The sequence below is a fragment of the Candidatus Arthromitus sp. SFB-rat-Yit genome, assembly GCF_000283555.1.
GTDB lineage: Bacteria > Bacillota > Clostridia > Clostridiales > Clostridiaceae > Dwaynesavagella.
Genome location: NC_016012.1, coordinates 1224028 through 1236763, shown reverse-complemented (window position 1 = coordinate 1236763; position 12736 = coordinate 1224028). Strand labels below are relative to the sequence as shown.

Here is a 12736-nt window from a genome sequence, read left to right as displayed (position 1 = left end):
ACTAGCATAAAAAATAACGGCCAAAAGGCCGTTATAAAATGAATTATTTTTAATTATGTAAAAACACATTCGTATAAGGCCTTGTTAGTCTCTCTGGACTAAAATTAAAGGACTAGTTTTCTTGAAAGATATTATATACTTAATTGCGATTATAAATCAATGTATTTTATTCACATACGTTTATAAATTTAAAATTAATAGTGTCAAATAGACCTTTGTCAGTAATTTTTATATCAGGTATTACTGGAAGAGATAAGAAGGATAATGTTAAAAATGGATTGAAGGTCAAATTTGGTGAGAGTATGTTAATTTTGCTGTGTAAAATTTCTAAGTCTTTTATAACATCTTGAGTCTTTCTATTTGTTATAAGTCCTCCGATTTCTAAGCTTAGGGAATAGAGAACCTCTCCTTTATCTATAATTACAATTCCACCAGCAATTTTTTTTATGTGATTACATGCAAGTATCATATCTTTATCGTTTGTACCACAAACAATTAAGTTATGAGAATCATGAGCAATTGTTGTAGCTATTGCTCCAGATTTTAACATAAGCCCTTTTACAATTCCAAGTCCAATGTTTCCAGTGTTATTATGTCTTTCTATAACACCAATTTTTAATAAATCATTTTTAGTGCAGGCATTAAAATATTCACTGTGATTTAAATTGAGGGAAGATATATTTAGTTTAAGATGATTAGTATTTAAATTATTAGGTATTATTTCTATAACATTTAAAAGTGATTTGTTTTTGATGGATATCTTAAAATGATCCTCTGTGAGGTTTGGTATATTTATTTGAGTTTTTAAAGATATTTTTATGTTGGATATGTCTTTGTTTACTAGCTTGTTATTTTCAACAACTAAATTTCCATTTTTGTATACTGATGAAATTTTAAAATCGTGTAATGAATCGAGTATTAAAAAGTCTGCAATATAACCAGGTGCAATAGCACCTTTTTTGTTTAATTTATAGCATTCAGCTGTATTTATAGTAGCCATTTGAATCGAAGTTTCTGGGCTTAGTCCGCTTTTAATACACATTTTTATTGAATTATCTATGGATCCATCTTTCACAAAATCATCTATGTGTTTATCATCTGTACATAAACATAATTTTCTACTATTGTGTATTGATACTCCTTGTATAAGTTCTTTTAAATTTTTAGCTACAGTTCTTTCTCTTATATGAACATACATTCCACGACGAATTCTCTCAATTAATTCTTTATGGGTATGACATTCGTGATCTGTTTTTATATAAGCAGTTGTATATGCATTTATATGATCAATTGAGAATCCAGCACAATGACCATCTATGACTTTATCATTTATATAAGCATCATAAATTTTATCTATCATGTTTTTATCGCATTCAAGGACAGCTTTTAGATCCATAACTTCGGCTAATCCAAGAACCTTATCATTTTTATAAAATGGATAAAGATCAGAACTATTTAACACTGCACCAGAGTTTTCAAATTCTGTTGCAGGTACACATGAAGGTAGCATAAAGTAAAAGTCAAATGGTATATCGCGTGAAAGATCCATCATTAAATTAATCCCATCGCGTCCGAGAACATTTGCAATTTCATGAGGATCTATAATTACAGAAGTTATTCCATGTATGAGAGCAGTTTTGTAGTATTCTTTTGGAGTTAAAAGAGATGATTCTATATGGGCATGAGCATCTATTAGACCAGGGCAAATATATTTTTTGCTTCCATCTATTTCGTTTTTTCCAGAGTAATCCCCAAGACCAACTATATAACCATTATGAATAGCAACATCTGATACGAACGAAGAATTTTGAAATACATCTACAATTGTTATATTTTTTATTACTAAATCGCAAGCAATTTTTTTTATGGATGCTTGAATATTTTCGATATATATTTTTTTATCCATTTTTAAATTCACCTTTATATAAAACTAAATAATCTTCACAGTTAAATATTTTTAATATAATATTGTAAATAGACAAGTATTATTTTTATGAAGATTATTAAGAATTATTATATTAGTATTTAAAATTAATTCAAGGAAATTATTTTTATTAAAGTAGAAGAAAAGTAAAAATTATAGTAGACTTATAACGTTATAGAGATTAGATAAATTTTTATATCTAATTTTTAAGTAGGAGGGGTTTATGAAAATTTGTGTAGTAGGTGGAGCAGGGTTTATAGGAAGCAATTTTATTCACTATATGATTAACAAATATAGGGATATATATGTTACTTGTATAGATGCATTGACATATGCGGGGAATCTTGAAAACTTAGAGCTTGTTAGACAAAATATAAATTTTAAATTTTATAGAGGGAATATTTTAGATAATAATTTTTTGGATAAAGTTTTTCAAAATGAAGATTTCGATATTGTAGTAAATTTTGCTGCAGAATCTCATGTAGATAAATCAATATATAATGGACAAGTATTTTTAGAAACTAACATTATAGGAACTAAGAATTTGATGGATATGTGTTTGAAGTATGGTGTTAATAGATATCATCAAATTTCAACTGATGAAGTATATGGTGATTTGAAATTAGAGGATGATAAAAGTTTTGAAGAAGGAGATATATTAAGACCATCTTCACCTTATTCAGTTTCAAAGGCATCAGCGGATATGTTAGTTATGAGTTATTTTAAGATGTTTAAACTTAATGTAACAATATCTAGATGTACAAATAATTATGGATCATATCAATTTCCAGAAAAGTTAATACCTGTTGTTATTGTAAATGCACTCAAGGGTAATAAGATACCTGTATATGGCGATGGGAAAAATATACGTGATTGGGTGTATGTTCATGATCATTCTATGGCTATTGATAAGATTATAAAAGAAGGCAAAAAAGGAGAAATATATAATATATCCTCTGGATATGAAATTGATAATTTGAGTTTGATAAAGAAAATACTTAGATTGTTAAATAAAGATTATTCTCTTATAACTTATGTAGATGATAGATTAGGGCATGATTTAAAATATTCAGTTGATAGTAGTAAAATATATAATGAGCTTGGATTTAAGTGTATAACTGATTTTGAAGTAGGAATTAGAAATACTATAAATTGGTATTTGAGTAATTTGAACTGGGTGGATTTGGTACTTAAGGATAAATATATAGAAAATTAAAATATAAGTTTTTTGTGTGAAAAACTATACCTTTGTTTTTTAAAAATATGTAGGAGGTGTAAGTAATTGAATTATAAATTACGTAATTTTATTGGTATAGTTGTTTTTATTTGTATACTTCTTGTAACTATAAATTTAGATTTCATATTAAAAACTGTAGATACAAAAATTTTGGGTAAAGAATTTATTGGTATAAAAGATGATAAGCTATTTTTATCACCTATCAATACTAATAAACTAACTAAAAATGATTTAATTAATTACATTATGTATAATTTGAATGAAATTAATTCTAAAAATTTAAAAGATTATATTTTTTCCATTCATACTAAAGATATTAATACAGAAGATAGTTACATAGAGAGATTTAATATTAAAATTGATGAAAATTTTGATAAGGATTTATACAAAAATCTGGATTTCTTGGATAAGAATGTAAATTTGTATTTGAAGATGTCACTTAAAAAAGGAGATAAAATTTATATGAGTGATATTTTAATGATTAATATAGAAGATGAGTTATATCAAAATTTTGAAAATGTTTTTGCACTTAATGGTTACACAACAAAGGGAGTAACTAGTTCGGTTGATATTCCGGAAAATATTAACATAGATCCAAATTCAAAATTTACAATTACAGCTGATTTTAATGGAAATAAAGTTTCGGGTTTAAGTGTAAATTATGATAAGAATAACAACAAATTAATAATTGGCAATTTGATTCCAGGAAAGCAGTATTTGAATGTGGAAATAGTTTCTTACGATAAGGATCAAAATAAAATAAAGTTTATAATTTCAAAACTTTTAATGGACTATGGTTCAGAACTTGAAAATTATTTTGTTAAAATTTATTCTCAAGTTTTAAAGAGATATCCAACTGAAAAAGAGTATTCTCAAAATTTATATAATGTTTTAAATAATGTAGTTGATATAAAGAGTATATTGAGTGAAATTATTTTGAGTGATGAATTTGATTTAATAAATACAACTAATAAAGAGATAGTTGATAGTATTTATTTTTTAGCTAATAAAAAAATAATAAATGGAAGAGTGTCAATAATCACTTTGGAAGAGTTTAATGAAAAATTTTCTAATAAGGAGACTGTTGATGAGAGTAAAATTGAACTTTTGGATAAGTTTTTAAATATGGAATCGAGTAAAGAGTATATGAAATTGATTTCGAATAACTGAACATAAAAAATTAAATAAAAATAACTATACATAGTAAATAAAAATAAAAATATTCCGATTATGTGAACATAACATGAATTTAGATTTATAAATTTATCGGTTTGAAAGATTAATCTTAAAAATTTAATTCTTTCAAGGAGGAAGAAATGTTTAGTAAAAAATTTATGAAGAAATTAATCGGGATATTTTTATCTTTATCTGTTGCTTCAGGTGTGATGACTCATATCGGTTCGAAATTTGCTTGGGCTGTACCAGCACAGCAAAGTAGATATGTTGAAGGGGATAGCCAATTTACGATTAACCTTTCAAACATGGAGTTGCCAGCTGGAACGAATCCAGGTGCAGTTGATTTTAATGGTAATGGTAAGTATGATGAGAACGAAGTTTTACCATTAAAAGGAACGGAAGATTTTGTTAAATCTTCTTCGTCAGTAAATGCAGAAGAGCAGTTTTTAACAATAACTGGAGTTGAAGGTGGGGTAATTCGAAATACTTCAGTTGTAGCAAGAGAAGATATGCAAGGTTATCAAAAATCGTACTTAAGGGATAAATCAACAGGTGGATATGCTTATATCAAGGTTAAGTTTTCGGGTAATGTTGAAGCTGCTTTGAAGTCTAATATAGATGCAGCTGTTAATGAATATACTAAGAATTTAAATATTTTATCAAGTGGAAAGGGTTCTCAGATTGAATTAGTTCAACAAGAAACTCTTGCGACAATTATACAAAATTCACTTGGTATGAAAGATGAGTCAGGCAATTTGGTGAATAAAGATTTTACACTTAATGTGACATATACAAGTGGTGCTAAAACTGAAACTAAAAAGATATCAATTGAGGATTTAGTTATGGATACCACAACAGGTAAGATAAATCAGTATACAAATGTTTATAATGCTCCTAAAATTGTAGACAAAGAAGGGAATATTTATTTTAAGATTTATGGATTACCAACAGGATCTGAGATAACTAATATATCTTTTGGTGGTTCTTTGATTTTTCCAACACTTGTGGACAAGAGTGTAGTTCAAAAAACATCAACTCAAACTGCTATAGAAGGTAAAAAAGGAATAATTCCTTATTTAGATCCTCTATTAACAGAGAATATAAATATTGATAATACAAATCCATTAGATCCTTTAGCAATTAAACCTACAGTTTCTTATTTTGTTAATGTTGATGTAGATGATAAAGGTGAGATTGTATCAACTGATGATAATATAATCCGTTATATTGGTCCATTTTCAGAAGAAGATAAAGCACAAGGATATAATCATGCTAACGTTAGACCTTTGGAGGATGGAGTAGTACTTTATGATGCTTTATATGATCCTGAGGATACAATAAAGAGAATACAAGTAAAGGATTCGGAAGGAAATCTTTATGATGGTAAGATTTTAAAAGAGGATACTAAAATTGGATCTATGCAGTCTTATGCTAAACTTGATAATACTTTAAAGGATCCTCAAAAAAATGCCTCTGAGTATAAAGATTTATTGATAACAGGGTTAAAGTCTGGAACAGATTATAAGTTTACGGAATTAATTGTTACGTTTAACTCTGGAGATGGTGATATAAACAGAAGGTTTACAAATTATGATGTTATTTCTGTAAATCCTATGACGATAAGAACACTTGGAAATGGTACTTCAGCTGGAGAAGAAGGAGATTTATTAAAATCATTTGAACTTAAGAATGTTACTCCAACTAAAGCGGAATTTGAAATATTATTTAATGATCCAAATGGAATTATAAAAGATGTTTCAATTGTTGGAGATTCAATTGCAAGTTCATTCTATGATACTAAAGAGAATTTAGTTAAGTTATATGGAATAATTCCAAACAATTTAACTGAAGGACTTGAATTAGTAGTTGTGCTTAAAGATGGACAAGAGTTAGCTATGGATATAGAGCCATTTACAACTAAGAAAATTACAAATGCAAAAGAGTGGATTGAAGGTTTCTATAATATATTCTTCTTAAGAGATGGTGATCCAGATGGAATGGCATATTGGACATCAAAACTTTCTTCACAAGAGTTTTCAGTTAATTATTTCACGTCTAATATAGTTAACGAACAAGAATATAAAGAGAAAAACTTAGATAATACTAAGTACGTAGAGCGTATGTATAGATCTGTTACAGGAAGAACATCAGATTCTGAAGGACTTGCTTGGTGGGTTAAGACTTTAGAAGAAACAATTGCACAAGTTGGAGATAGAACTGCGGCTATGCAGGCTATATCTGAAAGAATGCTTGGTGAGTCAGAAACTAGAAACTTCTTATATAGTCTTGGATTAAGAGTAGAGTAATTAATAAAGGTGTGTGCCATAGGTACATGCCTTTTATTATGGGTATATTTTAATTGGTTAATACCTATTAATATAAGGAGAATTAATTTTTAAGGAGAATAAATTGGGAGATTTTATACATGCCTACTCTAAATTTTTAATAGGGAATATTAATTTTTTCTATTATATAATGGATGAACTTTTAGGGAAAGAGAGGATAAATAGTAATTTAATTTTAAAAGTACAAAAAAGGATTAAGGTGTTAAAGCTTATAGATTCAGTATCAGATGGTTTGAAAGATTATTTTTTTGGCGATGATTATGAGGAATTGATTGAATACTATAACATATATGAGGATTTTGATTATTTTGTAGAGAATCTTTTATATTATAGAAATTATGGAATAGAGATTAATTTAAAAGATGAGGTTTTGGATAAAAATTTATATAAAATTTGTTCTAACTCATATCCAATTAAGCATAATTATGATTGTTCTAATAAAATAGCTATAAGATTAAATGCTGATGAATTTTTTTTAGAAGATTATTCAGAATTAAATGAACTATATTTCATATTAAAAGAGATAGTGCCATGTAATATAAATTTTGTTATTAATGATTTAGTTAATAAAGAGGTCGTATTAGAAGATAGAGTAAGTAATTATGAATATAAGAATTTTGTAAATACTAAGATAAATATTATAAAGATAAGAGATTATTTAAAATTAATTGAATGTAATGAGATTGATGGATTTATATTAGATAGATTAAGTATACTTGATGATAATCCAATTTGGGAGTATTATATACTTGATTCTAAAATTAAGAATAAAGAATTGGATGAAGTTATAGAAAAATATGCACTTAATATAAGTAACAAATATAAAAATTATTTTAATTTAAATAAAGATTTATATAGTTTTATAGGTAAGAATACATTAATGATTTTATGTGAGTATGCACTTAAAAGGGAAGATAAAGATGCACTTGAAAAATATATTGATGAGTTTAACAGCTTATAGTTTAATTTATTAGGACTTGTGATATATCACGAATTATAATTAAATGAATTTATATGGTTTACGTAAATTATTAATATCAAATTTGAATTCGATTTTATATAGATTTAGCTAGGATTTTTTTAAAAAATTCTAGCTATTTTTTAATTTATGTAAAAGGGGACATTGTGCTATGGAGGATTTAATAAGTGTTATTGTACCAGTATATAATAATGAAATTTATTTAAGGGATACACTTGATAGTATTGTTAATCAAACTCATACTAATTTAGATATAATTTTGGTTGATGATGGTTCTACAGATAGGAGTTACAATATTTTAAGAGAGTATGAAAAAAAGGATGAAAGAATTAGGGTTATAACAAAAAGAAATGGTGGAATATGTGAGGCTATGAAGGTTGGAGTTTTGCTTTCTCGTGGAAAATATATTGCAAGGTGTGATGGAGATGATATTAATGAGATTTATAGGTATGAGAAGCAACTTAAGTATTTAAAAGAGGGTAATTATGATCTTATAGGATGTTATTTAAAGAGTTTTGGTAATGGTAGCAAGCTTTATATGAAAATGATGGAAACTCTTAATTATGAAATTCTAAATGAAGATATTCAATTTTTAAGGATATATTCTGGGTCTTGTATAAACGGGGGAGGGTTATTCGGTAGACGTGATTTATTTATAAAACTTATGCCATTTAAGAAGGAGTTTTCGATTATTGAGGATAAGCTTATTTATCTTGAATTTCATAATGCAGGGTTTAAGATAGGAAATTTACCTGATGTGGTTTATAATTATAGAGTTCATAAAACAAATACATCGCTTAATCCTGAGAATAAATTAGAAATGATGTATAGAAATTTTGAGCTTAAGTTGATTTATTTGTTTGATAATGTTTTAAGAAATTTTGAGAACATAGTTATTGTGTATGAAAAAGATATTATAATGATTATTAATGATATAATGCAGAGATATTATCCAGATGTTAAATGTAGATTTATAGATGAGTATGGTTTTAATTGTTTTATGGGTGAGGATGTATTCAAATATGAGAGTAGTAGAACTGCAATATTTAGTGGGATTGGTTTTATTAAAATAATAGAAAGTAAGCTTATGGATTTTGGGTATAGACATCTTTATAATTTGTTTTTGTTTGTATAGTCATTTGAAATTTTCAAATGACTATTTGTTTTATTTAAAATTAGTATGGTATAACATTTTTAGATTTTATAAATAAAATTTTAGTTAAATTAACTTAAGGTTTCGGGTATTATGAGCAATTATAGTTTATGAAATATGAAATATTTTACTATAAAATATAGGGAAACAAGTATATATTTTAGGAAAATAATTATAAAATAGGTTGACTTTAGTATAAAAAATGTAGTAATATTGTAATGTAATTGTTATTATTTTATAAAAATTAATGCAATTCTTTATGTTTGAGTTAATTGGAGGGAACATGTAGAAAGAATTCTCTAAGTTTATATTGTATAACAATGCAGATAAAATTTTTGAGGAGAAGTTTTATCTTTTTACTGGAAAGTTTGACATAAAACCGAAAAAAATATTATTTTAATAATAGGAAATTTTAGTTATTTAGTTTTGTTTTCAAGATATTTTAATGAATTTCGACATGGTAGTGTATCATTGCTAGGTTTAGTAAATGGACAAGCAATAAACAATGTTAAACTATTAAAATTGATAATCAAGCGAAAAAATAGGTTTTTATAATTATTTTGATAAAACAGAGTCTAACAAATGAGTAGATAGATGATAAAATATAACTTTTAGTTGGGGATTTGGAAGTATGAAGATGATTTGTAAAAAGGATTTGGAACTTCTATGGAACAACTTGCATAGTTAATATTTACATAAGAATAAGAAAATATTGATTTCAAATAAAAAATGGAGGCAAAAAAATAATATGAATAAAAAAAGAGTAGCGCTTGCTTTAGCAGCAGCACTTGGAATAAATTCTTTAATGGTTACTGTTGGAACAGTAGGTAGACAAGCAGTAATAGCACACGCTCAAGATTCAAGATTGAGTGCAGATTTAGCAGCTAAGTTAGATGCTTTGCAAATAAAATACTTAGAAACATCTGTTGAGGTTACTACAAATGGTAACGCAGAAGTTACGTTTAAGAATTTAGATTTTAATAATGTAAATAAGATTGACGCTGGTACATTTGCTCATAAAATTTTTGATGAAAGAGTAAATATCGAGACTAACGGAAATGGTGCTACTGGAGCTTGGGATAGTACTACAAAAAAATTAACTGTAAGTGGAATGACTGACCCAGGAATTTATACTGGAGATGTTACTGTAACTTATAAAGATAATAGTACAGAAAAGTATACTTTAAGTTTAGTTAAGAAACCAAGCGATACTATAAGTTTTGATACTGATATAACTACAGGACAGCTTGTAGTGAAGAATCTTAAATTTAATAATGGCTCAAAAGATATTACTACTTTTAATCCAGAGAAAGTTACTGCTTATATAGGAACAGATGCGACAAAAGGATTTGATCTTACTAAAGATACTACTACTGGAAATTATACAGTAAGCTTATTAAAGTTAGGTAAAAACGGAAACTTGGATTTAAATGATACAATAAAAGTAGATGTTACTTATGGAAACGGTCAGTATACTTTAACTTCAGATATTATTTTATTTGAAGATCAAAATTCTTCAATTAAAGGAGTTACTGCTACTAATGATTCAACTAATATGGGAACTTTAGCAGATACTATAAAAACTGATTTTGGTGAAGCCACTGCACCAACGCTTCCAACTCATGAAAAAGATAAGTCTAGTTATGGAATACAACTTGGAAGTGCTCCATTGTTGACGTATGTACAAACAGTTATGGAAGAAACTACAGGTAACACAGCTAAAGTTGGGGGAGCAAAATTAAAGATAGATCCTACAACAGGTAAAGAGGTTACAGTTACTGTAGAATCTGCAAAACTGGCTAATGATGCTACAGCTCTTGAAGATAATTTTGTTCCTACACCTGAGGCAAGTTATGGATTTGTAGCTCCTCAAGCAGGGGGTAATGCTACTACGAGTGCTACTGCGTTGATAGGTAAACATTCGTTTAATATAGATGGACATGGTAGTGCAGTATATTTTGATGCATTTAGTGGGGTAACAGTTGCAGCAACAACTAGTGTTCCAGGTGGTGGTACTACTACTTATGCTTATGTAGATATCCAAAATGGAAAAACGGACTTTATTGGGATAGATGTAAATGCTCAAGTTAAATTAAATGTAGATAGTTTTAAACATGGATATCAAGCTATACCAGTTATATTTGAGTATAATGATACTGATGATAAAGCAAAAGTTGAAAGTGGAAATCAATCATTAGACGCTGGTGCAACTCAGGTAAAATCAGAGTTTACTCCAGGATTAGCAAGTACTGTTAAAACATCATTAATAATTTCAACTGATAAGATTGATGGTGCTGCTGTACAAGCTAGCTTTGTTAAGACTAGTTCTTCTGAAGGACAAATTACAATACCTGGTGGTACTGAGTTGTTGACTAAATTTGTTGGTTCAGCAGATTATACTAAAGCATTGTTAACAGTTGATGGTGGTAAGGCTACAGTTAATAGTACAAAGAGTAATGGTAAAGATTTAGTGTTCGATGTTCAGTTTAATGGACAAGTTCCAAATAATAATGATGCTGATTGGACTCTTAAAATAGGAGATAAAACTGCGACAGGAGAAGTAGATTTGACTGGCGGAGCTGTTGAATCAGTTAATTTAACAAGTGTTAAGGCTACAAACCAAGGAATGGAAAATATAACTGATCAGTTTAAAGTTGATGCAAGTTTTGGAACTACTGTGCCTACTGGTGGTAAAGTTACTGTAGATACTATTACTAGTGATAGAGTTACTTTTGATCAATTTAAAGAGGGAAGTCATGCAATTAATAATGTTGTGGGTACAGGAAAATATCAAGGAACTTATAGTGCTGGAGTAATTGTAAGCAATCAGCCTATAACAATATACATTGATGAATATGGTACAACATCATCTTCAGTTACTTTAGAAATTGATGCTGATTTCTTTGGAAATGCTACAACTGGTGTAAAAGCAGCTTATATTAGTTATAGGGAAGCTGGAACTAATAATCCATATAAAGAACTTGATTTAGCTATTCCACAAGATATAAAAGATGGTGTAATAACTAAGGTTGTTTCTGGATTAAAGGCTAATACAAAGTATGAATTTGTAGCAGTTTATACTTATAATGAAACAAATGATCCACTAAATAATGATACGATTGAATCTAATGTTTTAACAGTTACAACTAAGCCAACTTCATCAAATAGTGGAACAATATCTGGCGGTTCTTCAGGTAGTTCTTCATCAACTTCTTCTACTACAGTAAATGTAACAGGAACTAACTCAACTACAGGTTCAAATTCAATAAGTGTGACTCTACCTTCAGGAACTTACCATCACGAAAGCAATTCAAATCCTTCAATTGCTGGATTTAAATATAAAGATAAAGATGGTAAAACTGTAACTGAAACTAATGACCAATACTCAAATGTTAAAGTTAGATTTGAGAATGGAAGAGTAGTTGTTGATGGACTAGTTCCAGGAAAAGATTACGTTGAGATAAGTATTAATTACAATGATAGAAATAACAGAACTAGAACTTTATTCCTTAAAAATGTAAAAATTAACGCTACAAATGAAGGACAAAGCTATTTAGCTAACGTTTATAATGTAGTATTTAATAGGCCAGCTGATGAAAATGGATATATGTTCCATTTAGACAACTTAAGCAATAAGAGAGTTTCTCTAAGAGCATTCTTGTTGAATATGATAAATGAGAGAGAATTTGAGAAAATATATACAACTGCTGAAACTAAAGTAGAAGCATTATATAATGCTATAGTTAATAGAGATTCTGATACTCAAGGAAAAGCATTCTGGGTTGAAGAATATAAAAAATTATTAGCAGTTTATGGATCAGCTACTGCAACTCTTCAAGCTATAGCTGATAGAATGGTTAATGAAACTGAACTTAAAAATTTAGCTCAAAAAATAAATTTTGAATGGTAGAATTTTGAAAAA

Annotated in this window: 7 protein-coding genes; 6 read left to right on the top strand and 1 reads right to left on the bottom strand. The window is 27.8% G+C overall.

The genetic code is table 11. The annotated features are described in order from the left end of the window. Positions 1 to 166 precede the first annotated feature (166 nt). Positions 167 to 1906: an adenine deaminase gene (ade, locus tag RATSFB_RS05745; protein WP_014095099.1), complete on the bottom strand. Its 1740-nt coding sequence runs from the start codon at positions 1904 to 1906 to the stop codon at positions 167 to 169. A gap of 241 nt (positions 1907 to 2147) precedes the next feature. On the opposite strand from ade, the gene rfbB reads away from it, so the two are divergent. The 6 genes from rfbB (at position 2148) to RATSFB_RS05715 (ending at position 12724) form a co-directional block, all read left to right on the top strand. Next, complete coding sequence (rfbB, locus tag RATSFB_RS05740) at positions 2148 to 3140, top strand: dTDP-glucose 4,6-dehydratase (RefSeq protein WP_014095098.1); 993 nt, start codon at positions 2148 to 2150, stop codon at positions 3138 to 3140. A 66-nt stretch (positions 3141 to 3206) separates the two neighbouring features. Continuing rightward, on the top strand, positions 3207 to 4331 hold the full coding sequence (locus tag RATSFB_RS05735) for a hypothetical protein (protein ID WP_014095097.1): 1125 nt from the start codon (positions 3207 to 3209) through the stop codon (positions 4329 to 4331). A gap of 146 nt (positions 4332 to 4477) precedes the next feature. Beyond that, a complete protein-coding gene (locus tag RATSFB_RS05730; RefSeq protein WP_014095096.1) occupies positions 4478 to 6643 on the top strand; it encodes a DUF4214 domain-containing protein in 2166 nt (721 codons plus the stop codon). Between the two features lie 103 nt (positions 6644 to 6746). Then, the gene (locus RATSFB_RS05725; RefSeq protein ID WP_014095095.1) at positions 6747 to 7643 is read left to right on the top strand and encodes a hypothetical protein; all 897 of its coding nucleotides are present in this window, start codon (positions 6747 to 6749) and stop codon (positions 7641 to 7643) included. Between the two features lie 169 nt (positions 7644 to 7812). Continuing rightward, on the top strand, positions 7813 to 8796 hold the full coding sequence (locus RATSFB_RS05720) for a glycosyltransferase family 2 protein (RefSeq protein WP_014095094.1): 984 nt from the start codon (positions 7813 to 7815) through the stop codon (positions 8794 to 8796). 766 nt (positions 8797 to 9562) lie between these two features. Then, positions 9563 to 12724, top strand: a complete 3162-nt coding sequence (locus tag RATSFB_RS05715) for a DUF4214 domain-containing protein (protein WP_014095093.1) — start codon at positions 9563 to 9565, stop codon at positions 12722 to 12724. The last annotated feature ends 12 nt before the right edge of the window (positions 12725 to 12736 follow it).

Bases quoted from the DNA above. Each gene is read 5' to 3' on its own strand.
- RATSFB_RS05720 (WP_014095094.1), top strand. From the start codon at position 7,813: ATGGAGGATTTAATAAGTGTTATTGTACCAGTATATAATAATGAAATT.
- RATSFB_RS05730 (WP_014095096.1), top strand. From the start codon at position 4,478: ATGTTTAGTAAAAAATTTATGAAGAAATTAATCGGGATATTTTTATCT.
- RATSFB_RS05715 (WP_014095093.1), top strand. From the start codon at position 9,563: ATGAATAAAAAAAGAGTAGCGCTTGCTTTAGCAGCAGCACTTGGAATA.
- rfbB (WP_014095098.1), top strand. From the start codon at position 2,148: ATGAAAATTTGTGTAGTAGGTGGAGCAGGGTTTATAGGAAGCAATTTT.
- ade (WP_014095099.1), bottom strand. From the start codon at position 1,906: ATGGATAAAAAAATATATATCGAAAATATTCAAGCATCCATAAAAAAA.